Annotated in this window: 21 protein-coding genes; 13 read left to right on the top strand and 8 right to left on the bottom strand. The window is 62.3% G+C overall.

The genetic code is table 11. The annotated features are described in order from the left end of the window. Positions 1–9: 9 nt before the first annotated feature. The gene (locus AC1D2G_RS17555) at positions 10–699 is read right to left on the bottom strand and encodes an HAD family hydrolase (RefSeq protein WP_477415572.1); all 690 of its coding nucleotides are present in this window, start codon (positions 697–699) and stop codon (positions 10–12) included. Between the two features lie 174 nt (positions 700–873). Here AC1D2G_RS17555 and AC1D2G_RS17560 point away from each other — a divergent pair, with 174 nt between their 5' ends. After that, the gene (locus AC1D2G_RS17560; protein ID WP_477415574.1) at positions 874–2,007 is read left to right on the top strand and encodes a DNA methyltransferase; all 1,134 of its coding nucleotides are present in this window, start codon (positions 874–876) and stop codon (positions 2,005–2,007) included. A 66-nt stretch (positions 2,008–2,073) separates the two neighbouring features. Here the strand turns inward: AC1D2G_RS17560 and AC1D2G_RS17565 are convergent, their stop codons facing one another. Both AC1D2G_RS17565 and mutY read right to left on the bottom strand, forming a co-directional pair. After that, positions 2,074–2,685 (bottom strand): HAD family hydrolase, encoded by a 612-nt coding sequence (locus AC1D2G_RS17565; protein WP_477415576.1) that lies wholly within the window; start codon positions 2,683–2,685, stop codon positions 2,074–2,076. Continuing rightward, a complete protein-coding gene (gene mutY / locus AC1D2G_RS17570) occupies positions 2,678–3,811 on the bottom strand; it encodes an A/G-specific adenine glycosylase (protein ID WP_477415578.1) in 1,134 nt (377 codons plus the stop codon). The genes AC1D2G_RS17565 and mutY overlap by 8 nt, the downstream gene beginning before the upstream one ends. 48 nt (positions 3,812–3,859) lie before the next feature. On the opposite strand from mutY, the gene AC1D2G_RS17575 reads away from it, so the two are divergent. The 3 genes from AC1D2G_RS17575 (at position 3,860) to smc (ending at position 8,810) form a co-directional block, all read left to right on the top strand. Further along, entirely contained in the window at positions 3,860–4,360 is a 501-nt protein-coding gene (locus AC1D2G_RS17575) for a DUF721 domain-containing protein (RefSeq protein WP_477394133.1), read from the top strand. Positions 4,361–4,502: 142 nt separating this feature from the next. After that, positions 4,503–5,246: a DsbA family protein gene (locus AC1D2G_RS17580; RefSeq protein ID WP_095091955.1), complete on the top strand. Its 744-nt coding sequence runs from the start codon at positions 4,503–4,505 to the stop codon at positions 5,244–5,246. Between the two features lie 105 nt (positions 5,247–5,351). Continuing rightward, positions 5,352–8,810, top strand: a complete 3,459-nt coding sequence (smc, locus tag AC1D2G_RS17585) for a chromosome segregation protein SMC (protein ID WP_477415580.1) — start codon at positions 5,352–5,354, stop codon at positions 8,808–8,810. Between the two features lie 126 nt (positions 8,811–8,936). On the opposite strand, the gene AC1D2G_RS17590 is transcribed toward smc, so the two are convergent. From AC1D2G_RS17590 to AC1D2G_RS17610, 5 genes are all read right to left on the bottom strand, one after another. Beyond that, the gene (locus AC1D2G_RS17590; protein ID WP_477415582.1) at positions 8,937–11,027 is read right to left on the bottom strand and encodes an O-antigen ligase family protein; all 2,091 of its coding nucleotides are present in this window, start codon (positions 11,025–11,027) and stop codon (positions 8,937–8,939) included. Positions 11,028–11,611: 584 nt separating this feature from the next. Beyond that, positions 11,612–12,292, bottom strand: a complete 681-nt coding sequence (locus AC1D2G_RS17595) for a Crp/Fnr family transcriptional regulator (protein WP_477415584.1) — start codon at positions 12,290–12,292, stop codon at positions 11,612–11,614. 468 nt (positions 12,293–12,760) lie between these two features. After that, on the bottom strand, positions 12,761–12,952 hold the full coding sequence (locus AC1D2G_RS17600) for a hypothetical protein (protein WP_477226041.1): 192 nt from the start codon (positions 12,950–12,952) through the stop codon (positions 12,761–12,763). A gap of 560 nt (positions 12,953–13,512) precedes the next feature. After that, a complete protein-coding gene (locus AC1D2G_RS17605) occupies positions 13,513–13,992 on the bottom strand; it encodes a hypothetical protein (RefSeq protein WP_477226043.1) in 480 nt (159 codons plus the stop codon). Positions 13,993–14,736: 744 nt separating this feature from the next. Next, positions 14,737–15,951: a LacI family DNA-binding transcriptional regulator gene (locus AC1D2G_RS17610; protein WP_477226044.1), complete on the bottom strand. Its 1,215-nt coding sequence runs from the start codon at positions 15,949–15,951 to the stop codon at positions 14,737–14,739. On the opposite strand from AC1D2G_RS17610, the gene AC1D2G_RS17615 reads away from it, so the two are divergent. The 9 genes from AC1D2G_RS17615 to AC1D2G_RS17655 all read left to right on the top strand — a co-directional run bounded on the left by AC1D2G_RS17615 (position 15,938) and on the right by AC1D2G_RS17655 (position 25,686). Continuing rightward, a complete protein-coding gene (locus AC1D2G_RS17615; RefSeq protein ID WP_477304514.1) occupies positions 15,938–17,155 on the top strand; it encodes a CaiB/BaiF CoA transferase family protein in 1,218 nt (405 codons plus the stop codon). The genes AC1D2G_RS17610 and AC1D2G_RS17615 overlap by 14 nt on opposite strands. Beyond that, complete coding sequence (locus AC1D2G_RS17620) at positions 17,155–17,985, top strand: 3-ketoacyl-ACP reductase (protein ID WP_477304830.1); 831 nt, start codon at positions 17,155–17,157, stop codon at positions 17,983–17,985. Before AC1D2G_RS17615 ends, AC1D2G_RS17620 begins: the two co-directional genes overlap by 1 nt. A 51-nt stretch (positions 17,986–18,036) precedes the next feature. Further along, positions 18,037–19,530, top strand: a complete 1,494-nt coding sequence (locus AC1D2G_RS17625) for a sugar ABC transporter ATP-binding protein (RefSeq protein WP_477304516.1) — start codon at positions 18,037–18,039, stop codon at positions 19,528–19,530. A gap of 8 nt (positions 19,531–19,538) precedes the next feature. Continuing rightward, positions 19,539–21,008 (top strand): aldehyde dehydrogenase family protein, encoded by a 1,470-nt coding sequence (locus AC1D2G_RS17630; protein ID WP_477304518.1) that lies wholly within the window; start codon positions 19,539–19,541, stop codon positions 21,006–21,008. Positions 21,009–21,016: 8 nt separating this feature from the next. Then, positions 21,017–21,859, top strand: a complete 843-nt coding sequence (locus AC1D2G_RS17635; protein WP_477304520.1) for a Cof-type HAD-IIB family hydrolase — start codon at positions 21,017–21,019, stop codon at positions 21,857–21,859. Beyond that, positions 21,852–22,847 carry an ABC transporter permease gene (locus AC1D2G_RS17640; protein ID WP_477226049.1) on the top strand — a complete coding sequence of 332 codons (996 nt, stop codon included), beginning with the start codon at positions 21,852–21,854 and terminating at the stop codon, positions 22,845–22,847. Before AC1D2G_RS17635 ends, AC1D2G_RS17640 begins: the two co-directional genes overlap by 8 nt. Positions 22,848–22,930: 83 nt before the next feature. Continuing rightward, entirely contained in the window at positions 22,931–23,878 is a 948-nt protein-coding gene (locus AC1D2G_RS17645) for a substrate-binding domain-containing protein (RefSeq protein WP_010909835.1), read from the top strand. A gap of 65 nt (positions 23,879–23,943) precedes the next feature. Next, entirely contained in the window at positions 23,944–24,906 is a 963-nt protein-coding gene (locus tag AC1D2G_RS17650; protein WP_477304522.1) for a dihydrodipicolinate synthase family protein, read from the top strand. Between the two features lie 3 nt (positions 24,907–24,909). Then, the gene (locus AC1D2G_RS17655) at positions 24,910–25,686 is read left to right on the top strand and encodes an enoyl-CoA hydratase-related protein (RefSeq protein ID WP_477304524.1); all 777 of its coding nucleotides are present in this window, start codon (positions 24,910–24,912) and stop codon (positions 25,684–25,686) included. Positions 25,687–25,694: the final 8 nt, after the last annotated feature.

Consider the following 25,694-nt stretch of genomic DNA (forward strand, 5'->3'; position numbering starts at 1 on the left):
GCACGTCTCTCAGGCGTCAGCCGACCACTCCGACAGCGCGGCGATCACGCTTTTCAGCTCTGCCCAGCGGCGAATGACCGTCTCGGCGCCGGCTTCCGTCAAGGCGTCGGCATGGCCGGGGTAGCTGTGGCCGGCGCCGGTGAAGCCGATCACGCGCATGCCGGCCGTCCTGGCGCCGTGGACGCCGTGCACAGAATCCTCGATGACGAATGTGTTCGCCGGGTTGGCGTTGAGTTTCTCCGCAGCGAACAGGAACACGTCGGGCGCCGGTTTGGTCTTCTTGCTTGGTATCTCCAGGGCCGAAAAGATCCGGCCGGCGAAATACGGCAGCAGCTGCACTTTCTCCAGCATGAATTCGATCCGCTCGGAACGCGAATTCGAACAGACGCAGTGCGGCACGGTGACCGCGGCGACCGCCTCGCGCGCGCCGTCGATGGCGCGGACGTCGCTGCGCAACTTGCGATCAACGAGGTCTTCGGCGCGGTCGATCAGCGAGGCCTGGAACGGGATGCTGGATTTCTCCTCGACCCGCATCATGATGTCCTTGAAGGTCAGTCCGGCGTAGGTCTCGGCGAGTTCCTCAGGCGATATTTCGTAGCCGGCCAAGGTCAGCAGTTCCGCCTCGACCCGCGCGGCGACGATTTCGGAATCGACGAGGACGCCGTCGCAATCGAAGATGACAAGGTCTGGCTGGGGCATGGTGATCCGGACGGTTGGGAGAAGGAAGGGCCAGGGAAGGCTCAGGCGGCGCGGCATACACCAACAGGGCCGCCTTCGCAAATTTGGAGATCCGCGGTGGCCTTCACCGAATATTTACGCTGATCGGTAACCATAACAGAGAGTAAAACTGTAACGCGTGCCTTGGGTGTCAGAATGTCTGCCGTGCGTCTTCTCGACGAGCTATCCCACGCCCCCCAGCAATCCGAATGGCTGGACACGATCCTCAAGGGTGACTGCGTTGCCGCGCTCGATCGGCTGCCGGAAAAGTCGATCGACGTCATTTTCGCCGATCCGCCCTACAATCTTCAGCTCGATGGTGACCTGCACCGGCCCGACCAGTCGAAGGTCGATGCCGTCGACGACGATTGGGACCAGTTCGAGAGCTTCGAGGCCTACGACGCCTTCACCCGCGCCTGGCTGCTGGCGGCGCGGCGGGTGCTGAAGCCCAATGGTACCATCTGGGTCATCGGCTCCTATCACAACATCTTCCGGGTCGGCGCCAAGATGCAGGACCTGGGCTTCTGGATCCTCAACGACGTCGTCTGGCGCAAGACCAATCCGATGCCGAATTTCCGTGGCCGCCGTTTCCAGAATGCGCATGAGACGATGATCTGGGCGTCGCGTGACCAGAAGGGCAAGGGCTACACCTTCAACTACGAAGCCATGAAGGCCTCGAACGACGACATCCAGATGCGCTCCGACTGGCTGTTTCCGATCTGCACCGGCGGCGAGCGGCTGAAGAACGACAATGGCGACAAGCTGCATCCGACGCAGAAGCCGGAAGCGCTGCTCGCGCGCATCATGATGGCCTCGACCAAACCCGGCGACATCGTGCTCGACCCCTTCTTCGGCTCAGGCACCACCGGCGCAGTGGCCAAAAGGCTTGGCCGCCATTTCGTCGGCATCGAGCGCGAGCAGGCCTATATCGATGCCGCCAACGAGCGCATCGACGCGGTGCGGCCGCTGGACGGCGCCGACCTGACCGTACTCACCGGCAAGCGCGCCGAGCCGCGCGTCGCCTTCGTCAGCCTCATCGATACCGGGCTGGTGGCGCCAGGTGCCACGCTCTACGACGCCAAGAAGCGCTGGGCGGCCAAGGTGCGCGCCGACGGCACCGTGGCGATCGGCGACAGCGCCGGCTCGATCCACAAGATCGGCGCCGAAGTGCAGGGCCTGGATGCCTGCAACGGCTGGACCTTCTGGCACTATGAGCGCAGCGGCGGCCTGACCCCGATCGACGAGCTTCGCCGCATTGCCCGGCTCGGCATGGAGCGGGCAGGGGCCTGAACCCCTGCCAATTGCCACCATTGTCGCTGACTCAAGGTATCAACGGATCGCCGGAAGCGATTCAAATCACGCCATGATTCCGAGGCGTTCAAGGTCTGCCTGAAGCGTCTTGGCATCGGTGAACAGCACCGCTTGCCAGCCGGCCGCCTTGGCGCCGTCGACGTTCTTCTGGCTGTCGTCGATGAACAGCGTGGCCGACGGCTCGAGCCCGAACGCGGCGACGTGATGATCGTAGATGCCGCGATCCGGCTTGATCATCCTGACTTCGCCGGAGATGGTGACGCCGCGTGGCCGTTCGAGAAAATCGAAGCGTTTGCGCGCCTCGGCCAGCGTGTCGGTGGCGAAATTGGTCAGCATGGTCACGTCGTGGCCGCTCTCGATAAGGCCGACCATGATGGCGACACTGTCGTCATAGGCGTGCGGCACCATGTCGTGCCAGTAGCGACGAAAATTGCGGATGTTTTCCGCGTGATCGGGATGCTCCGCAATCAGCAGCGCCTCGGCCTCTTGCCATGTCCGGCCGCGATCCTGCTCGATGTTCCAGTCATGCGTGCAGACATTGTCGAAGAACCACTTTCTCTCTTCGGCATCCGGAATGAGGCGGCTGAACGGAATATTCGGATCGTAGTGGATCAGCACTCTGCCGATGTCGAAAACGATGTGGCGGATTTCAGTCATGGGGCCTCTTTGCACTGTGTGGCGACGGTTTTTTCGTCGCGCCGGGTATCGCAGCCTCGATTGCCTTTTTCATGACAGTGGGCAGTGCTTCGCCTGAAATGTCCGAAGGCAGCGACCAGAAATGGCCGGCCGGCGTCTCGCCGTTCGTATGGGCAAGGAACACGTCGAGCTCGAGCGAGAAATGGGTGAAGACATGGGCGATCCGCCCCGTGGGCTTCCAGTTGCCGGGAAAGGGTGCCGCCGCTTGCGTGGTGGCGCCGTCGATCCGCGCTGTCCAGGCGGTCGTCGGCACTTCGGTCATGCCGCCAAGCAGGCCTTTCTCCGCCCGTTTGCGCAGCAGAATGGCACCGTCGCCCCGCACGGCGACGAAGGCCGCACCGCGCCGCAGCGGCTTGTCGGCCTTGGGCAGCCGCACCGGGAAATGTTCGGGGTCACCTGAAACGACCGCGCTGCAATCCTCGCGCAGCGGGCACAGCATGCAGCGCGGCCGGCGTGGCGTGCAGATCGTGGCGCCGAGATCCATCATCGCTTGGGCGAAATCGCCCGGTCTTGTCCCTGGCACCATGCACTCGACATGGGCGCGTATCTCGGCCTTGGCTTCGCTCAGCGGCGTTGTGATCGAAAACAGCCGGGAGATGACGCGTTCGACATTGCCGTCGACGACGGCGGCGGGGCGGTCGAAGGCGATCGCCGTGATCGCCGCCGATGTATAGGCGCCGATGCCGGGCAGTTCCCTGAGGCCGGCCTCCGTGTCGGGAAACCGGCCGCCGCGCTGGGCCACAAGATCGGCGCAGGCCTTGAGATTGCGCGCGCGGGAATAGTAGCCGAGCCCGGCCCAAGCCTTCATCACGTCCTCGGTCGGCGCCGCGGCAAGCGCCCCGACATCAGGCCATTTCTCGACGAAGACGCGAAAATAGGCCTTCACCGCTTCGACAGTCGTTTGCTGCAGCATGACTTCGGACAGCCAGATGCGGTAGGGATCGGGCATCACGCCGCGCGCGTGCTCGCGCGGCGTGATGCGCCACGGCAACTCGCGATGATGCACATCGTACCAGCCGAGCAGGCGCGTCGCGATGTCGGCACCGAATGGGGGTGTGGTCTTGCGGGTCTGGTCTGCTGGTGCCATTGATCGGGAATTGGCCTTGGCCGATGCTGGTGAGGCTGGAGAACGTACATGGCAGGGAGAACGCCCTACGGCAATCCCGTCCCGGTCAGCGATCTTGCGACCAAAATCCTCGACCCGGTGCTGCGCAAGCGGGCCGGCATTTCGATCGGCCTCGTCCAGTCGTGGGAAGAGATCGCCGGACCACGCCTTGCCAGCCGCTCGCGTCCCGAAAAGATCCAGTGGCCGCGCCGCATGCATGAAGACGATCCGTTCGAGCCGGCGGTGCTGGTCATCGCCTGCGAAGGCATGGCGGCGCTGCATCTGCAGCACGAAACCGGCGAGATCATCAACCGGGTCAACGCCTTCCTCGGTTTCACCGCCATCAGCCGGATCAGGATCCTGCAGAAGCCGGTGACAGCGGACCAAGGAAAGCGCAAACCGACCTTCAGGCCGCTGACCGCGGCCGAGAAGTCGAAATTGTCCTCGACCGTCGGCCTGGTCGACGATGATGGGCTGCGCGCCTCGCTGGAAAGGCTCGGCGCCACCATTCTGGGCGAAAGGAAGTCATAGATTTGTCGTCAATATCTCGCATTCGTGATCGCCCCTGTCAGGTTTGGCGATTGGATTGGGGATGGAGATGCCTTAATTCGCGCCAACTCTCGCCTTTTCGTGCCTTTGCATTGCAAAATTCAACTCTTGTCAGGTGATTCGTATGAACCGTCCCCCGTTTGGCCAAAGCTTGTCTCGCAGAAACGTCCTGACTTCGCTGGCCGCCATTCCGGCGGTCGCCCTGCTCGCCGCCTGCAGCGACTCTGACGAGCAAGCCAAGGCGGCGGATGTAAAGCCCGCGGACCCGGCCGCGCCTGCGAAGCCGGCCACGCCGGCCGCCGCGACTGCACCGGAAGCCCAGGGCACCGTGGATATGGCGGAACTGCTGAAGCCGGGTGCGCTGCCCGACAAGCAGCTTGGCAAGGACGACGCCAAGGTGACCATCGTCGAATACGCCTCGATGACCTGCCCGCATTGCGCGCATTTCGCCGAGACCACTTTTCCGGACCTGAAGACCAAGTACATCGACACCGGCAAGGCCCGCTACATCCTGCGCGAATTCCCGTTCGATCCGAGCGCCGAAGCCGGATTCATGCTGGCGCGCTGCGCCAAGGATAACTATTTCCCGATGGTGGACGTGCTGTTCAGGCAGCAGGCGAACTGGGTTGGAGTGCCCAATACCAAGGATGCGCTGCTGCAAATCTCCAAGCTCGCCGGTTTTACACAGGAGTCCTTCGAGGCCTGCTTGACGGACCAGAAACTTCTGGACGATGTGAGATCGGTCCAGAAGCGCGGCGCCAATGAATTCAAGGTCGACTCGACACCGACCTTCTTCATCAACGGTAAGACCTACAAGGGGGCGATGTCGATTGCGGAAATGTCGGCCATCATCGACCCTCTGCTCTGACGCTCAGGCAGCATCGAAGCGGCCGCGCCCGGCGCCGGTCGCCCATTTGCCTTGCCGTGGAAACCGCGGCACATCTTTGCTGAATCCGCTTAGCGGGCGGCGCGAATGAAGTTTTCGCGCCTTCGCCTCCTTGGTTTCAAGTCCTTCGTCGAGCCCGGCGAGTTCGTCATCGAACGCGGCCTGACGGGCATTGTCGGGCCGAATGGCTGCGGCAAGTCGAACCTGGTCGAGGCGCTGCGCTGGGTAATGGGCGAAAGCTCCTACAAGAACATGCGCGCGTCCGGCATGGACGACGTCATCTTTTCCGGTTCGGGCACACGCCCGGCACGTAACACCGCCGAAGTCACGCTTTTCCTCGACAACAGCGACCGCTCGGCGCCCGCTGCCTTCAACGATGCCGACGAGTTGCAGGTGTCGCGCCGGATCGAACGTGAGGCGGGCTCGCTCTACCGCATCAACGGCAAGGAGGCGCGCGCCAAGGATGTGCAGCTCCTGTTCGCCGACCAGTCGACCGGCGCGCGCTCGCCATCGATGGTCGGGCAGGGCCGCATCGGCGAGCTGATCCAGGCCAAGCCGCAGGCGCGCCGCGCCTTGCTCGAAGAGGCCGCCGGCATTTCCGGCCTGCACACCCGTCGCCACGAGGCCGAGTTGCGGCTGAAGGCGGCCGAGCAGAACCTGGAGCGCCTGGACGACGTCGTCGGCGAGCTGGAAAGCCAGATCGAAAGTCTGAAGCGCCAGGCGCGCCAGGCGTCACGCTTCAAGAACCTGTCGGCCGATATCCGCAAGGCGGAAGCGACGCTGCTGCATCTGCGCTGGACACTGGCCAAGACACAGGAAGGCGAGGCGCGCTCGGCGCTGGCTGTTGCCACCGCCCTGGTCGGTGACCGCGCCGCAGCCCAGATGGCCGCCGCAAGGGAGCAAGGCATTGGCGCCCACCGCCTGCCGGAGCTGCGCGACGCGGAAGCCGCCGCTGCCGCCGCCTTCCAGCGCCTGTCGATCGCCAAGTCGCAGATCGAGGAGGAAGCCGGCCGCATCCGCGCCCGTCAGGGCGAACTCGAGCGTCGGCTGCAGCAGCTCGACGGCGACATTGCGCGCGAGGAACGCATGGTCCGCGACAATGCGGATATTCTTGAGCGCCTTCGCACCGAAGAAGCCGCGCTCAATTCCGAAAATGCCGGTGCCGCCGAGCGCGAAGCCAGCACCCGCGCGGCTTTCGAACACGCAGCATCGACGCTTTCGGCAAGCGAAGCCCAACTCGCCGCGCTGACCGCCGAGCGGGCCGAGGCTGCCGCCTCGCGCAACCAGATCGAACGGACGCTGCGCGACACCGCCGAGCGCCGCGATCGTTTCGGCCGTCAGCTTGCCGATGTCGACCGGGAACTGTCGGATATCCTCTCCAAGGTCGCCGGCCTGCCGGATCCGGCCGAGAAGCGCATGCTGGTGGAACAGGCGATGGCGCTGCTGGATGAGGCAGAGGCTGCCGTAGCCGAGGCCGAGCAATCGGTCATCGATGCCCGCGCCGCCGAAAGCGCGGCCCGCCCGCCGCTGCAGGACGCCAGGGCCGAGCTGGCGCGCATCGAGACCGAGGCACGCACGCTGACCAAGATCCTGAATGCCGCCAGTGGCGATCTGTTCCCGGCTGTGCTGGAGCAGATCAGCGTCGAGCGTGGCTTCGAGACGGCGCTGGGTGCTGCGCTTGGCGAAGACCTCGACGTGCCGCTCGACCGCAGCGCACCGGTGCATTGGGGCGAAAGCGAGATCCAGCCCGGCGACGCGGCTCTGCCTGAAGGCGTCAGGAGCCTTGCCAGCGTCGTTCACGCGCCGGCACAGCTTGCCCGCCGCCTGGCGCAGATCGGTATCGTTGTATCAGGCGATGGCCGCCGGCTGCAGGCGCTTCTTGCTCCCGGCCAGCGGCTGGTCAGCCGTGAGGGCGCGCTCTGGCGCTGGGACGGCTTTACCGCCAGTGCCGATGCGCCCACCGCGGCCGCGCAAAGGCTGGCGCAGAAGAACCGGCTGGCCGAACTCGATGCCGAAGCGGTGCAGGCGACGCTCGTCCTGCGCCAGGCCGAGGAGGCACTGGCCCAGGCCGAACAGGCGCTTCGCCTTGCGAGCGAGACCGAGCGCAACGCGCGCCAGGCCGGGCGTGACGCCCAGCATCGGCTGGACGCCGCCCGCAACGCGCTGGCCGAGGCTGAAAAGGCCGGCGGCGAATTGGCGAGCCGGCGCGCGGCCCTCGATGAGGCGCGCGCCCGTATCGTCGACAGCCATGAGGAGACTTCGGCGGCCTTCGCCGAGGCCGAAATGCTGCTGCAGGACGCGCCCGATCTCGGTGATTTGCAATTGCAGCTCGAACAGTCCGCGGCCAATGTCGCCCGCGACCGCGCCACGCTTGCCGATGCGCGTGCCGTGCATGAGGGGCTGCGCCGCGAAGCCGAGGCGCGCACGCGCCGGCTCAATGCCATTGGCGCCGAGCGTAGCAACTGGCTGGAGCGGGCCGAAAACGCCTCGACGCAGATCGCATCGCTTGGCGAACGCAAGGCCGAGGCCGAGGCCGAACGCGAGCGACTGGCCGATGCGCCCGATGAAATCGACGCCAAGCGGCGCGCCTTGCTCTCACAGTTGACGGAGGCCGAGACCTTGCGCAAGGCGGCCGCCGACCGTCTGCAGGAAGCGGAAAACCGGCAATCCGAAATGGACAAGGCGGCCACCGGCGCCATCCAGTCGCTGGCCGAGGCGCGCGAGACCCGCGTCCGCGCCGAAGAACGGCTGACGGCAGCCGACGAACGCCGGCTGGAGGTGGAAGCGCGCATCCAGGAAACGCTGAACACGCCGCCGCATCTGGTCATCCGCCATACCGGTCTGGAGGCCGACAGCCCGATGCCCGAAATGGCCGAGATCGAGCGCCAGCTCGACCGGCTGAAGATCGAGCGCGAACGGCTCGGCGCCGTCAATCTGCGTGCCGAGGAAGAGCAGAAGGAGCTTTCCGACCGGCTGGAGACGATCGTGTCGGAACGCGAGGACATCATTGAGGCGATCCGGAAGCTCCGGCAAGCGATCCAGAGCCTGAACCGCGAAGGCCGCGAGCGGTTGCTTGCCGCCTTCGACGTGGTTAACAGCCATTTCCAGCGACTGTTCTCGCATCTGTTCGGCGGCGGCACGGCGGAATTGCAGCTGATCGAATCCGACGATCCGCTCGAGGCCGGGCTTGAAATCCTGGCCCGCCCGCCCGGCAAGAAGCCACAGACCATGACGCTGCTGTCCGGTGGCGAGCAGGCGTTGACGGCGATGTCGCTGATCTTTGCCGTGTTCCTGACCAATCCGGCGCCGATCTGCGTGCTCGACGAAGTCGACGCACCGCTCGACGATCACAATGTCGAGCGTTTCTGCAATCTGATGGACGAGATGGCCGCGACCACCGAGACGCGTTTCGTCATCATCACCCACAACCCGATCACCATGGCGCGCATGAACCGGCTGTTCGGCGTCACGATGGCCGAGCAGGGTGTCAGCCAGCTGGTCTCGGTCGACTTGCAGGCCGCCGAAGCGATGCGCGAAGCGAGCTGAGCCGTCACGCGACGCGCCGGCGATCTATAGCGCGTCGCGTTGAAGCGGATTGAGGCGACGCGCTTTAAGCCTTTGTTTTATGCATGTCGTTGCCCCAAGCTCGGGGCCGCTTTTGGGCGACATGCATCAAAAATAGGTTCTCGGCTCGACAAGGTTCTTCTGCTGGCGAAGGTAGAAACAATAGAAGCCGAATGCAGCAGCGAGCCACATGAAGGCCTCGCCGATCGCCAGCCGATTGTTCGAATTGCTGAGGACGGTGAGGGCGAAGAAGACCAACGTTGAGATGTAGCAGGACCATACGGCCGGAGCGACAAGCTTGGCCCGCACGGCCAGCACGACCTGCCTGGACGACCAGGCGTAGAGAAAGCCGAAGAACGCCAGCCCGACCACGCCGTAGCGCACGGCTATCTCCAGATAGCCGTTGTGGAAGACGTTGAAGATCATGGGGTGGTAGGTTCTGTTCTGCCATTCGGTGAGCCAGCTGGAACTGGCTCCGAAGATCGGGTGGCGTTTCCAGACCTCGATCGCATCGGCCCACAGCATCAGCCGTTCCCTGGCCGCTAAGGGAACCGTATTGCTGGCGATGGCGCGGTCGAAGGCCGGGAGGACGCCATGGCTCAATGCATCCGAAACCAGGTTCTTGACGAAGATCATGGTGTCGCCGGCGGTGGACCAGAAGATGTTGTGCATGGCGACAACGCTGGCTGCAACGATTGCCAGCACGCCGCCTCCGATCATCAGCTCGCGGCGATGACCTCTCGCCAGCGTCATGATCGCCAGCAGGAGCAGGACGAGCGCGAGCGCAAGCCAGACGCCCTTCGACCGCAGCGCAACGATGTTGGCGAAGGCAAACAGCAGGACGGCTGTCGACAGCGCCCAGTGCAGGATCCTGGATACCTTGTTCAGGTCCGTTCTTTGGGCCGTGTATGCCATGAATTGCAGCGTGCAAAGGAAGATGAAACCAGCCGCCACCGACGCGTGAATGGGATTGTTGAAGAGCCAAGGCTCCGGTCTGGTTCCGTGAAGGATGTCCGAATAGCCGGTGTCCGCCGCCAGGAAGACAAGACTGAGGACCATGAACCAGAGGACGAGCTGCCCAGGCCGCCTGACAAACAGCAAGAGGGCGAAGCCGGTCGTCGCATAAAACAGCGGAAACAGGTAGATGCCTTCGGCGGCACCCAGCTGGTGGGTGCCGAAATAGACGATCGCCAGTCGGATGAAGACATAGAGCGACCAACCCAGGCAGAGACCGCCGACCCATCCGATCAGTGGCTTGCTGTAGGTCCACAGGTCCTGCCTGAACCAGCGGATGGCTGCGACCGCGGCGAGCGCTATCCCCGCGAAGCGGTAAGTGTCAGCCTCGCGCCAGACCGCGGAGGCCATGGCGAGAATGGCGAATGCCGCAAGGACCAGAAGCACTGTGTAGCGCGGCGCGTCGGCCCTGGCATAATCCGGAATTTCGCGCGGCAAGGGCGGCCGCAGCAGGACGTGATGCAGGCGGCTCAACTCGTCCTTGGCCCGGAACGCCCCGGCGTCCAGCCGGCTCGGCCAGGCAAGCCGCGCGAATTTGTAGCTGCCCGAGGGGCCGGCTATGCCGGAAATCTTGCTGCTGGCGGCGAAGCCGAGCACGTTTTTGCGGACCGAATAGACTTTCAGGCCGGTATCCCAAAATCGTTCGAGTGCGACGTCCCACGGCATTTTCATCACCGCGAGCGCCGACAACAGCCCTTGCGCGCCCTCCCGCGTCACCAGATAGGCCGCGGCCGAGCCCTGCGGGCCATGCAGCGCGCGACCGATCTCGTCGCCTTCCGTCGTCTCGACGGCGCGCATGAAGAAGCTCATGCGATGGTTGTTTAGCTTGATGACGTCGAAATCCGGCACCGCGGCGATGATGGCCTGGATGCGCCGCATGGTGTTTTCGCTGAAGAGGACGTCGTCCTCGACAATCAGGCCATAGGCGCTGCCACCGGCCAGGAACGTTTCCAGCGCCTGGATGTGGCTGCGGTAACAGGCATATTCGCCGGGCAGAATGTCGCGCCCGCTCAACTTGCGCGCGGTTGGAAGATCGATCTCCGTCCAGTCCGCCTTGGCAAGCGCGCGGCCGTCGATAGCCGCAATGCGCTGCAAGGTCAGGCCGGCCGCTTCGGAGCTGGCGAGCAATTCGCTCCAGCGACCGGTCTCGCGATCGAGGTTGATGGCGAAGATGGGAAGGTTCATTGAAGTTCCATTTTGACCGCCACCCGTCTTGGTGGAATCTTCGATGACCTTGTATGGAAAAGGGGGAGATGTTCAAGGCTATACTGTTGAGGCCATGTCCATGCTTTCGAACGGCCAGCTTGAAGAGATCGTCCGAGTTCGCGTGAGCCATCACATGGCCGCCACGCACCATGGTCGCTGGAAAGGCAGTGCCGAGTGGCGGACAATGCACAAGCCCTCTGTGCATGACCATGAAACAGGTGATTGCGGCCAACGTACGATCAAAAAGCCGAAGAACACGATCGGACGCCAAATCGGAATCTCTCGGCGCTCGGCGTTTCCTACGGTTGGCTTGTCCGCAACGATTGACCCTAGCGCAACAAGGCCGGCGCGTCCGCTTGCGGGGGGGTGCGGGACGGACGCGCCGACGTCACCAACAACGCCGAGCCATCTTTCTGACTCGCACGACCGCGGTCGGTACGCCGGCAGTCATGCCGTTGCCTCGCCGAGATGGTCTTAGGTTGTAGGTCCGGTCCGGAGGGTGGGACCGCCGCGAAAACATAACATCCGCGCAGGTGACTTGGCTGTTCCACACAGAACAGTCTTCAACGGTCCCTGTCCCTCAGGTGAGGATTGTCGTGCAGGACCACGTTCAGGAGGGAGTTATGAACCTCCAGATTTCCATTGTAATGGATGAACCCGAGCTTGCGGAACTTGTTCATGAACGTGCTAACGCGCGACCTGGTGGTGCCGACCATCTCCGCGAGCGTCTCCTGGCTTATCTTCGGGATGACAGGCTGAGGGTTCCCCTCCCTGCCAAAGTTTGCCATCAGAAGGAGCAACCTCGCCAGACGCTTCTCACTCGAATTGAAAAGCTGGTCTACCAGGTCCTCTTCGACGCGGGCGTTCCTCGCCAGCAAATAGGACATGAACATCTCTGAGAACTTCGGCTCCTCCCGAAGCACCCGCGTGATTGATGCTTTATCAAGCCGCGTAATGACGCTGTCCAACATCGCGGAAACTGTAGCCAAGCGCAGCGGCTGGCCGGACAAGCAGCCTTCGCCGAAGAAGTCCCCGCTCTCATGGAGAGCGACGATCGCTTCCTTGCCCTGCTCCGATACGATGCAGACTTTGACCTTGCCCTTCTGGATGTAGAAGACGGCATCCGCCGGGTCGCCCTGCGAATAGACAGTCTGATTCTTGCGATACGTCGCCACAGTCCTCCCGCCGTCGACCGTATTGAGGAAGACGTTGACGTTGAATGGGCGCTTGTCGGTCCTAGCCACGACGGGTCTCAACTTCGGTAAGGTGATATTTTAGCGCAGGTCGCGCGTTCGGAAAATCACCTGGATTAATGAGGGCAGCCCGCTTCGGCGGCTGTCATGCCACACGTGTGAACTGGCCCTGGTCATTGACCAGACAGATCATAAATCGCTGCGGCCCTATCCGAGAGATGATGATGTTCCAGCATGGACCCGGAAAAATATGGCTGGGGTTCCTGGAAGCTTTTCGAACTTTCTGGGTCGCGCCTCAGCCCGAGTTGCGGGTGCTTATGGACAAAGTAGGATACTAGATTCGGCTTTTGATAGTGCGGAAGGCATCGACTTCCTGAGTTCTCTGCGGTCTGAACGGCAACTTTGCGCCCAATGGTAGTCGTTCCGACTAGTGGTACAGTTTCCTAAAAGCGGACGCTCAGACAGCAGTCACGTCGCCTTCGCCGCGTCCGCTGGCGTCGTCCTAGCTTGGTGGCCGTTTTAAAGCACCGAGCGGCCGAGACTTAGGGCTCCTTCCACGTCGCCCGGAATATCCTCGACCAACATGGAAATCGCAGCACTGATTTCGATCGCGACCATGGCTTGTTCGGTCACATTGCTGTCGGCGGCATGTTTGACAAGCAGCATGCCATATTCTTCGCTTTCGGCCTTGAGCCTTTCCGCTGCAGCCAATGGGTCAGCCTCCAAAAAGCAGCGATCTACAGCCAGACGCCTGACCAGCCATTCAATTGCGCAAAGCCGATCATGTCCCTCTGGAAATCCTACCATGTTTCACGCCCCCCTGGCTCAGGTCTTTCTTCTGGCTCCAGGGAACTCAAGTGGCGAAATGGCGGCATCTCTGGGACCGAACGTGATGTCTACCCAATCGTCATCCTCTGGATGACTGTCGACGAATTCGATCTTCGTGATTGTTCTGCCTTCACTGACGAATTGGGCAAACATCTCGTGCACATACTCCTTGATTACGGTCTCCTGTTCAGGCTAACCACATCCTAGGCAGCGGCGCCGCCAATACCAGCCAGCAGCCTTCTCGGCGTCGAAGGCCGCCTTTTCAAAGATGCCCTGTTTCCCGTACCAAATCACCGTGTAGGCCATTGCGAAAACGCTCCCTCGGCAGGCTAGCTGAAGCCCGGTTGACGCGGCCCGCAGCGGCCCAAGGAACGCCGGCCCTAAACGATTGTTCCCCATCCGCCAGAGGCGCGGGCTTTTCCCGAAAAGTTGGAAGGGGTCGTTTATTTCTTCGGCGTCTGGGGTGGCGATAGCGTGACATAAGGTGTCCTCGGCTCCTTGCCGGGCTCCCGGTAAAACGGGGCCAGCTCGCCGGGTGGTCCGAGCGACTTGATGTAGAGATAGATGGAACGCAAGTCGCTTTCGCTCATGGCTTTGACTTGGTACCAGGGCATCGGAGGCAGATTGACCTTGTTCTTGAGGTGGTCGACCCATTTGTCCTCGTTAAAGCCCATCGCCGAGTCCCTGAGGTTTGCTGCGTAGGTCGTCCCCCATGGACCCTGCCAGCCAATGGAAGAGCCTTTCAATGCTTTCTCCGGGTCGATTTTCCCATCGGCTTCACGGTATCCTTCCGTGTGGCAGAAATGGCAGCCGCCTATGATCGAAATATACAAACCGCGTTCGATGGAAGCCTCGTCTGCCGCCAGTAGGCTGGATGGCACGATGCACAGAGCAACGGCTGCACACAGATCGATTGTTCGCATATTCCGCCGCCCTCCCCATGACTGAAACCCGATAGGTGAATAGCGGCCCGACAGTCTCTCGGGGTGACCTACTAGCTGCCTGGCCTCACCGGCTCTGTCACTGCCGGCTGGCATAATATTAGCAGTTTCTTATAGGACCGCTCGTGCTAATTTTGGAGGCGAACGAACCGCTGCAACCAGGAGAACTTATCTCCACAGGAACGCTGACCGAAGCAATGCCGGTCAGGGCAGGGGACGTATGGAGCGCAAGGTTTGGCGGAATTCCGGTGTCGCCCATAAAGTTGAGGATAGAATAGCTCAGACCGAGCACCCCAGGCTACTTCTCCGTTAGACTTCTTATAACGAAGAGCCGATCAGGCACTGTGTCCCCCCTAAGCCAATGTTGCTACGCTTGGGCGGGAGCGCAGCACTCGATAATCGTCCAGCCGCGAGCCGCAAGTGTCTCGACCTCCCCTCGCCGAATGTATCCTTGCGCATCGCCAGAGACAGCAAGTGGGTCGGCGGGTCAGTGCGACATAATGGAGCTTGAGGCGCCAGAGCATGCGGGGGTCTTTGAAGACCTGCCTGCCCCTGCGGTTTTTCGAAGATCCGCCCGATTTCGTGCCTAGCAACCACTGTTGAGCTCGCTCAGGTGGTGGTTGTGGGGAGCACGAAGGCCTGATCACCTGCGCCTGGCGACCCCTAGCGGTCATTCGATCCAAGCAAGATCAATTCTTGCCTCGGGATGGGCACGGCCGCCATGTTTCAACGTCTGACGACAGCCGTACTTCCCCTAACAATCAGCCTGATGGCGAGTTCGCGATGTCTCAGATGCAGTCGCTGCGACGGCGATGCCAAGATATAGTCGGCGGCAATCCGACCCATGTCGCGCGCGGGCACCTCCAGTGTAGTCAGTTCCGGCGAGGTCAGTTCCGCAATCTCCAGATTGTCGAACCCGACAACCGAGACCTCCTCCGGGACTGCGATGCCTTCGGCGCGGCAGTATTTGATGGCGCCGGCGGCCAAGATATCACTGCCGCAGAATACCGCGGTCGGTCTTCTGGCGCCGTCCATCAGCCGCTGCATGCAGGTGCGGCCGTCATCCAGTCTGTAGGCTCCCTCCACGACCGGAACCAAGCCTCGATCGATGCCTGACCGTTCGAGTTCATTCAAGAAACCGTCGCGGCGTCCTGCAGCGCGATCATTGTCCTGGGTGATGCCGGCGATCATCCCGAATTTGGTGTGGCCGAGGTCGAGCAGGTAACGGGCGGCTGTCCGTCCGGCCTTTTCGTTGTCGAACCCCACGGCCGCACCCGCCTCTGTCGCCTTTGACGTGTAAGTGTACACATAGTTGATGCGCTTCTGTTCGAACATGGCCAGAGTGGCTGGCCGATGCGTTGACCCGACAAGAACCACAGATTCGACGCCGCGCTCGACCAGCAGACGTGCCTGCTCGTATTCAAGATCGATGTCGTAGCCCGAGGTGTTGATGATGAGCGAAACGTCTTTTTCGGAGAGCCGCGCCTGAAGTCCATCGACCATCGTGGCATAGATGGCGTGGTCCAATGTGGGGATGATCGCGCCGACCAACCTTGTCCGGGTCGACCGCAGAGCTCTGGCGGAACCATTGGGCACGTAGCCGAGATCGCGCGCCGCCCGGACAACACGGTCCCGCACGACCTCGTTCACGTTGGGGTTGCCATTGAGCACGCGGGAGACGGTAGCCGGCGAACAGTTCGCAAGCCTGGCCACATCAATCAGCTTTGCGCCGCCATCCTCGATATCCATTGAGCCTCGAATCCGACGGTTTTCGAGAAACCGTTTTCCTGATGACACACTTCTTTTCTGAAGGCTACACCATCTTTCTTTGAGAAAGCGTTTCAAATTAGGCTTGACAGCTATAAGAAAAGGCGTGAAAACGATTTCACAAATGCGCAACTTATAGCGCAGAACCAAGGGAAGAGAAATGCTCAGCGGCATCAAAGTCGTCAGCTTCTGCCATTTTCTGCAGGGTCCTGCAGGCGCCCAATATCTCGCCGACATGGGAGCGGATGTCGTCAAGGTCGAACCTATCGATGGCGCCCATGAACGCCGCTGGTCGGGTGCTGACGTTTACGTGGAAGGAGTCAGCGGCTTCTATCTCTGCGCCAACCGCAACAAGCGCTCCATCGGCATTGATCTGAAGAGCACCGAGGGCAAGCAAGTCGCCCGACGTCTGATCGCCGGCGCCGATGTGGTGATGGAGAATTTCCGGCCGGGCGTGTTCGCCAAGCTCGGCTTTGACGATGATGCACTCCGGGACATCAATCCCAATCTGATTTTCGCCTCGGCGAGCGGTTTTGGCGCAACAGGCCCGATGGCGACGAAGCCCGGCCAGGATCTTCTCGCCCAGGCGCGTTCCGGCCTAATGAGCGTCACCGGAACTCCGGAACGTGGCCCCACGCCGGTCGGTGCGGCGATCGTCGACCAACATGGCGGGGCATTGCTGGCGATGGGCATTCTGGGTGCGCTGGTGCGCCGCTTGCGGGATGGCAAGGGGACTCGTGTCGAGGCAAGCCTGATCAACTCGGCGATCGACCTGCAGGGCGAGGCGCTGGTCAATTACTTCGCCGGCGGCATGACCCGCGAGGTGCTCAACCGCGAGGCGAATCTGGCGACGTGGTTCCATGCCGCGCCCTACGGTGTCTATCCTGCCTCCGATGGCCATGTGGTGGTGTCGCTTTGCGATTCTTCCGTGCTGGCCGAAGCGCTCGACAGCGACGGTCTGCGCGAGGTAGTCGGTGTCGACCGCTACGTCGAACGCGATGACTATGCTCGCCGGCTCGCCAGTGCCACGGCCCGGTTCGCGGTGGCCGAACTCGCCGAGCGCTTTGACCGCCATGGCATCTGGTGGGCGCCCATCAATTACTATGACGATCTGCTGGCCGACGCGCAGCTCAGCCACGCGCAAGTGTTCCGGCAGGTGAACGTGCGTGGCCGAACGATCCACCTGGTCAACCATCCCAACCGCTACGACGGCGAGGTGCCCGCGCTGCGATACCTCGCTTTGGAGATCGGCGAGCACACGCGCGAGATCCTGGATGAGCTTGGCTATGCCGATGACGAGGTTCAGCGGCTGCTGGCGTCGAAGGCCGTGATCGCATCCCGCGAAAAGGACGATGCAGTGGCAAGGAAGGCTTCGTGATGCTGGAACAGGTCTCCCCGGCTGCAATCGGTGTTGCTGTGCCCGAGCACGCAGCCTCCATCAACCGCGGACTTGCCATTGTGACGGGTGGCCGTCGCGGCATCGGCCGAGCCATCTGTTGTGAACTCGCGCAGGCGGGTTTCGATATCGCTGTGGTCGACATAGTCGACGATGAGAATGCCAGCGAGACAGTCAACCTTGCCCGCACGCACGGACGAAATGCCGCCTTTTATCGCAAGGACATATCCGAGACCTCGGACAATGCGGCGTTGATAGAGCGCATTGAAGCCGATCTGGGGGCAACCACGTGCCTGGTCAACAACGCCGGCGTCCAGGTTTCCGTGCGCGGCGATCTTCTCGATGTTACCGAGGAGAGCTTCGACCGGCTGGTCGGCATCAATCTGCGCGGCACGTTCTTCTTCACCCAGGCCGTAGCGCGCGCGATGATTTCCCAGCCGCAAGCCCGGCTCGAACGCTCGGTGGTGACGATCACCTCTGCTAACGCAGGCTTGGTCTCGCCGGAAAAGGGGCCGTACTGCATATCCAAGGCCGGACTGTCGATGGCTTCCCAGCAGTTCGCCATTCGTCTGGCGGACGCAGGCATCCGAGTGCACGAGATTCGCCCAGGCCTGATCCAGACCGATATGACCGCCGATGTCTACGATAAGTATTCGGGGCAGGTCGAGGCCGGACAACTCTCGGCAATCAGGCGGTGGGGGCAGCCCGAAGACATCGCCCGCGGCGTGGCGACGTTGGCCATTGGCGGCATGCCCTTCAGCACCGGGGACATCTACCACATCGGCGGCGGCATGCAGATGCATCGCCTGTGAGCTTTTTTTGAGGGATCGAGAAAACGATTTCTCGAATTGGGAGACGACGTGATGAAGGACGCAGTTCTCGAAATGCGCGGCATCCACAAGCGCTTTCCGGGTGTGTATGCGCTGAACAATGTCAGCTTCGCCGTCAGCAAGGGAAGCGTGCACGGCGTCATCGGTGAAAACGGGGCCGGCAAGTCGACATTGATGCGCGTCCTGTCTGGCGCGTTCTTGGCCAACGAAGGTGAAGTGGCCATCGACGGAGATGTGGTGGCGGCGCCGACGCCTGAGCGGATGCTCGAGCTCGGAATCGCGGTCATCTATCAGGAGCTTGCCCAGGCTCCGCATCTTACGGTGGCTGAAAATATTTTTCTCGGTCGCCTGCCGAAAACGCGTCTGGGCACGATCGACTGGCGCCGGGCGAAAGCCGCAGCTCAGGATGTGCTCGACAGGCTTGGCTTCCGTGTCGATCCGGCAGCGCGCATCGACACGATCAGTGTCGCGCAGCGCCAGATGGTCGAGATAGCCAAGGCGATTGCCCGCGAGGCTCGCATCGTGGTGCTCGATGAGCCGTCCGCTGTTCTCGGCGACTCCGAGCTTGAACATCTTTTCAAGACGATCCGGCGGCTGAGCAGCGAACACGGCGTCTCGTTCATCTACATCACCCATCGCCTCAAGGAGCTCTATGAGATTTGCGACGAGGTCACCGTGCTTCGGGATGGCCAGGTCGTTGCCTCGATGCCGCTTGGCCAGACGACCACGGCCGATCTCATCCGCCATATGGTCGGGCGCGAATTCAAGGACGTATTTCCACCGCGCTCGCAGCCCGGCGACGAGATCCGCTTAGACGTACGCAACCTATCGCGGAACGGCGTGCTGAAGGATATCTCCTTCAATGTCAGGCGCGGCGAAATCGTCGGCATCTGCGGTCTTGCCGGAGCGGGCCGGACCGAGGTGCTGCGCGCTATCGCCGGCGCCGATCCGATCGACGGCGGCGAGATCAGGATCGACGGCCAAGTGGTCGCTATCGACGGGCCGCGTCGGGCACTTGCGCATGGCGTCGGCCTGCTGCCCGAGGATCGCAAGACAGAGGGGCTGTTCCTCGACCAGTCGGTGGCATTTAACGTCACCGTTTCCCAGATGGCGCCGTTGACCCGCAGTGGCCTGATCAGTGGCTGGCGCGAGCACGAGGCTGTCTCCCTGTTCATCCAGCAGATGCGCATCAAGACGCCGAGCCCCAGCACCAAGGTCCGCACCTTGTCGGGCGGCAATCAGCAGAAATGCGGCATCGCCCGTCAACTGCATGCGGGAACGGAAATCCTGCTGGTCGACGAACCGACGCGCGGCGTCGACGTGGCAGCCAAGCGCGAAATCTACGACCTGCTCGCCGAACTGACATCCAAGCGCGGCGCAAGCGTCGTGATGGTCTCGTCGGAATTGCCGGAAATCCTTGGCCTCTGCAATCGCATCATCGTCATGCGCGAGGGCGCCATCTCGGCGGTTCTAGAAGGCGAGGACGCAACCGAGGAAACAATCATGGCCCATGCGGTTTGGCAGTGAGGAACGACATGAGCACGCGCAGCTATCACCAATTTATCGGCGGGCGGTTTGTCGATGGTTCGGGTTCCGGTTCGATCGAGCGCCGGTCGCCGGCCACAGGTGACGTGGTCGCCCGCTATGCCGATGGCACGCCCGAAGATGTCGATCTTGCCGTCGAGGCGGCGCGCATCGCCTTTGAGGAAGGGCCGTGGCCGCGTATGAGCGGCATGGAGCGCGCCGAGGTCCTGAACCGTCTTGCCGATCTGATCCGCACCAACCGCGACCGGCTGGTCAGGATTGAGGTCGAGGAGGTCGGCAAGCCAGTTCGTTTTGCGCGCGGCGATATTGATGGTGCAGCCGGCCTGACACGCTATGCAGCTTCGCTGGCCATGCAGATGGCGGGCCTGACCTACACGAACATCGGCGATGGCAAGACGGCGCTGATCAGCCGCGAGGCAGTGGGCGTCGTGGCGCTGGTCACGCCATGGAATTTCCCGGCGCTGATCCTGGCGCAGAAAGTCCCGTTCGCTCTGGCTGCCGGCTGCACTGTGGTGCTGAAGCCATCGGAGTTCACGTCAGGCTCAGCCTTCGAGATCGCCGCGCTGGCGAGCGAGGCCGGCGTGCCGGCCGGCGCCTTCAATGTCGTCAGCGGTTATGGCGCAACCGCCGGCGACCACCTGACCGGGCATGCGGGCATCGACTTCGTTTCCTTCACCGGTTCGACGCGCACCGGCAGCCGTGTGGTCGGCAACACGTCCCGTCATCTGGTCAAATCCTCGGTCGAACTGGGCGGCAAATCGGCCAATATCGTCTTTGCCGATGCGGATCTGGACGCCGCGGCGGACGGCGCGCTGATGGGCGTGTTCTTCAACAATGGTGAGTGCTGCGTTTCGGGTTCTCGGCTGTTCGTGCAGTCCGCCATCGCCGACGACTTCATCGCCAAGGTGGTCGCGCGCTCCCGCAAGATGAAGGTCGGCGATCCGTTCGACGACGACACGGATGTCGGCGCGCTGATTGATCGCAACCATCTGGCCAAGGTGACCGGCTTCGTCAAAAGCGGGATCGAGGAAGGCGCCCAACTGGTGCTCGGCGGAAACGCAGCGGCAGGGGCGGTCGGTCATTTTCACGAGGCGACCATTTTCGACCGGGTCGAACCGCATATGACCATCTTCCGCGAAGAGATCTTTGGCCCGGTGCTCAGCATCACACGGTTCGATACGGTGGATGACGCGGTGCGGTTGGCCAATGACACTGCCTATGGTCTGTCCAACTACATCTGGTCGAAGAATATCGACACAGTCCTGACCGTCGCCAAGCGGCTGAAAAGCGGCTGGGTGCAGGCCAACACAATCATTGACGGTGCGCCGCAGCTGCCGCTCACCGGGGTGAAGGGATCCGGCTTCGGCTACGAGATGGGCCAGGCGGGCTTTGAAGAGTTCACCCAACTCAAGACGCTTCTCATTCAGACCGGGCCGCGCGCTCCGGTGTTTCCGGTCTGAGGCGGGTGATGACCATTCCGCGCCTCATCGTCACCGATGTCGACCGCACCTTGCTGACGCATGACCATGCGTTGCCGCAGCGTGTGGCAGACGCGCTTCGCGAGGCGCGAGAGGCTGGCATCACGATTGTTCTGGCAACGGCGCGCTCGCCGCTCGGGGTAAAGCCCTATGCGGAGAAGCTTGGGATTGCAGGCCTCGCCATCTGCTTTAACGGTGGCTGGATCGGTAATGTCTCGACCGGCGTTGCGCTGTCCGAGCAGCGGATCGGTCGCACCGATGCGCTGTACACCATGGCCACGGCGCAAGCGGCGGGCGTTCGACCGATGTGGTTCACCGGCCAAGCCATTCACGCACTTGCCGAAGACCCGATCATCGCACGCGAAGCCGGCGTGACCGCAGAGCCTTTGATCGTGGCGAAGGCGCTCGAAGACCTACCGGGGGAACCGGGCAAGATCATGTGTGTCGCCGCGCTGCCCACAGACCGTGAAGCCTTTGGAGCTCTGCGCGTGCAGCTTGGCGGGTGCCTGTCGGTATCGGGTTCGCATCCACGTCTGCTCGAGATCGGTCCGCTCGGCATCTCCAAGAAGACTGCCATCGCGACCGTTGCGGCCGAACTCGGAATGGCGGCGCAGGACTGCGCCGCGGCCGGCGACGCCGAGAATGATCTCGAGATGCTGGCCTGGGCCGGAACGGCGGTCACGGTCGAAAACGCGGTCCCGGAAGCCAAGCGGCTCGCGCATTTCGTTGGACCATACTGCGACGAGGGCGGGCTGGCCGATGCGGTGGCCTGGCTGCTGCAACAGCAATCGACCCTCGCAATGGCGCACGAATCGGGAGGAAGGAATGGCTGAGATGACAACGGGACAGGGATTGGCGTCGATCCGGCCGGGGTCGGTGGGTCGGTTGCGAGGCTGGGCGCAAAGCCTTGGCCTGCTCTGGGTCCTGATCGTGTTGTGCGCCTTCGCGGTGTATCTGTCGCCGAGCTTCATCCAGACCGGCAACATGTTGAATGTCGGCCGCCAGGTCGCGCTGTTTGGCATCGTCAGCGTCGGCATGACCTTCGTCATTCTGACACGCGGCATCGATCTTTCCGTCGGTTCCATCGTCGGTGTCGTCGCGGTTGCCACCGCGCTGATGCTCTCATCTGGCGTTCCAATCCCGCTGGCGATGATTGCGGCGCTGGGGATGGGAGCCCTGTTCGGCGCCATCAACGGAGCTGGCGTCGTTTTCTTTGGCATGCCGCCCTTCATCATGACCCTCGGCACGCTGGTGATGGGGCGCGGCATTGCCATGACCATTGCCAACGGCGAGCCGAAGACGCTTGGCGATGCTTCGGATGCCTTCTCCTATCTGGGCAGCGGTTTTCTCTTCGGCATTCCCGTACCGATCTGGATCTTCGTTGCCATAGCCGCCGCGGCTTTCGTTGTCCTGCGACACACGCCTTTCGGTCGCCAGATCTACGCGGTCGGTTCAAACACCGAGGCGGCGCGGCTTGCCGGCATCAACGTGCCGCGCGTGCTGATGTCGGTCTATGCCATCTCCGGCGTGTTGTCGGCGCTGACCGCCCTGGTTTTCGTCTCGCGGCTGACCGTTGGTGAGCCCACCGCCGGCACCAATCTCGAACTCGAGGCCATCTCGATTGTCGTCATCGGCGGCACCAGCCTGTTTGGCGGCGAAGGCGGCGTCATCGGCACCGTGATCGGCGCCGCAATCATTGCTGTCATGGCTAATATATTGAATTTACTAGGCATATCGCCATTCACGCAGCAGATCGTGAAGGGCGCCATCATCATCGCCGCGGTGATGTTCGAGGTCTACCGTCACAAAAGACGGTCCTGACATCCATGCGCGGCAGCACTTGCCAGACGGGCCGGCCGTCGCGCTTTGGAGCCTGAAACGAAAAACAATGGAGGAGTGAAAAAATGACCAGTCGCAGACATTTCCTACGCACCACAGCACTTGCCGCCACCCTGGTACTTGGCGCCATGATGCCGGGCGCGGTCCTGGCTCAGGACAAGATCAAGATCGGCTTCAGCCAAGGCACCATGAACCATCCTTGGCGCGTCGCCATGGTGGAGGGCAACAAGAAGTACGCCGCTGAGCATTATCCGGATGTCGATCTCATCGTTACCGACGGCAACAACGATGCTTCCAAGCAGGTGGCAGACGTCGAAAGCCTGATAGCACAAGGCATCAAGGTGCTGATGATCTCGCCGCTGACCGAGCAGGCACTGACCCCGGTCGTCAAGGAAGCAATGGATGCCGGGATCAAGGTTGTGACTCTCGACCGCAAGGTCAACACGCCTGTGACTGTTCATGTCGGCGGCGAGAACCTGCCGCTCGGCGTTGGCGCGGGCGAATTCCTTGCCAAGAAACTGAATGGCAAGGGCAACATCATCGAGTTGCAGGGGACGGCTGGGGCATCGGCCACCATCGATCGCAACAAGGGGTTTGCGGAAGCGATCGCAAAGCACCCGGACATGAAGGTGGTCGCATCGCAGAACTGTGACTACACCCGCGACAAGGCGGTGAAGTTCATGGAAGACATGGTGCAGCGGTTTGGTCCAGGCCAGATCCAGGCGGTATACGCGCACAATGACGAAATGGCACTCGGCGCAATCCAGGTGCTGGAGGCCGCCGGCCGGCTCAATGAAGTGGCGGTGGTCGGTATCGACGGCCAGGAGACGGCTTTCGAGGCGGTCAAACAGGGCAAGCTCGCCGCAACCTTCGTTTATCCGTTCGTGGCGCCGGAAGGCATCGAGACCGCTTACAAGGTGGCCAAGGGTGAAGAGGTCCCGGAGACGATCACCTTGCCGACGGTTTCAGTGACCCCGGACAACATCGCCGACATGATCGGCAAGGGCTTCTAAGTCCTCCCTGGGCAACGGGACGCCGCACTGACGCGGCGTCCCGAATTTCAAATAGGATCTGAATGATGAGCGACAAGAAACCGTTTGCTGCCCACGGCGTCATTCCCGCGTGCCTGATGCCGTTCACCACCGATCTGGCTGTCGATGAGAGCGCATACCGCAAGCACCTCGCTGACGTCTCCTCGGTCGAAGGCATTTCCGGCATCACCATCAACGGTCATGCGGCCGAAGTGCACGCGCTCACCATCGACGAGCAATACCGCGCGATAGTGGTAACCAAGGATGTGTTGCAGGATCAGGTTCCGACCATTGTCGGTGTCTACACAAACTCCAGCCTCGAGGCCGCGCGCATCGCCGCTTATGCTGATCGGGCGGGTGCCGACGCGCTGCTGGTTTTCCCGCCGGACTTCATGACGCTCGGTGGGCATCTGCGCCCAGAGATGATCGTCGAGCATCTGAAGCGCATCACCGATGCTTCGAACCTTCCTATCATCCTGTTCCAGTATCCGCTGGCATCGAACCTTGCCTACCCGCTGCAGACATTGCTCGACCTCTGCCGTCGTTTTCCCTCGATCGTCGCGATCAAGGACCAGTGCGGCGATGGCAATTTGCATGAACGCCAGATCCGCGAATTGAAAGCGCTCGACCGTCCGGTCAACACCCTCACCACCCACAGCGCCTGGCTGCTCGGCTCGCTGGCGCTTGGCTGCGACGGGCTCTTGTCGGGCGCCGGCAGCGTCATCGCCAGCCTTCAGGTTGCGCTGTTTCGCGCCGTGCAGGCGAACGATCTCAAGACTGCCAAGGCGATCAATGACCGCATCTATCCGACGGTGCGGGCCTTTTATGACGCGCCGCTTCTCGATATGCACAATCGCATGAAAGAGGCGCTGGTGGTGCTCGGGCGACTGGACGAAGCTCACGTCCGGCCCCCACTGATGAAGCCAAACCCCGCCGAGATCGAGAAGATCCGGGGACTGCTGAATGCTGCCGGATTGAGCGCGGAGACGCTTTACAGGAAGGTCGCCTGATCGATGATGGACCGCCTCGTTCAGGCAGTGGAACCGGCGCCCGGCATCCGACTGCTGACGCTCAACCGGCCGGACAAGCTGAACGCGTTGTCCAAAGCGCTGCTGGCCGAATTGAGCCACCTGCTCTCTGGCTACGACGCCGACACGGAGGTCGGCTGCGTGGTGCTGACGGGTGCCGGTCGCGCCTTTGCGGCAGGCGCCGACATCTCTGACATGCTGGAACGCGGGGTCGCCTCCTATGCCGACCCGGAACGGCTGGCATGCTGGCGCGCCATTGAGGGCTTCACCAAGCCGATTATCGCCGCCGTGAATGGCTATGCGCTGGGCGGGGGGCTGGAGCTTGCGCTGCTGTGCGACATCGTCATTGCCTCGCAAGCAGCTCAATTCGCGACTCCTGAAATCAAGATCGGCTCGTTTCCCGGCGATGGCGGCACGCAGCGTCTGCCACGCCTCGTCGGCAAATCCTTTGCCATGCAGATGGTCCTGACCGGCGACATGGTCGATGCGAGCCTCGCCGAGCGCAAAGGATTGGTCAGCGAAGTCGTGGAGGCCGACAGGCTCCTGCCACGGGCGCTGGAGATCGCCGCTGCGATCGCCGCCAAGTCGGTTGCCATCACGCCCTATGCCAAGAAGGCCGTTCTGGCAGCATTCGAAACAGAACTGCAAAGCGGGCTCGAGATCGAGCATCGGCTGACTGTCGAGGCATTCGGCAAGGAGGACCGGATTGAAGGGCTGCGAGCCTTTGCCGAGAAACGGGCGCCGGCCTTCAGGGGCAAATAGGATTTAGG

It is taken from the genome of Mesorhizobium sp. P2_C7 (assembly GCF_056404515.1).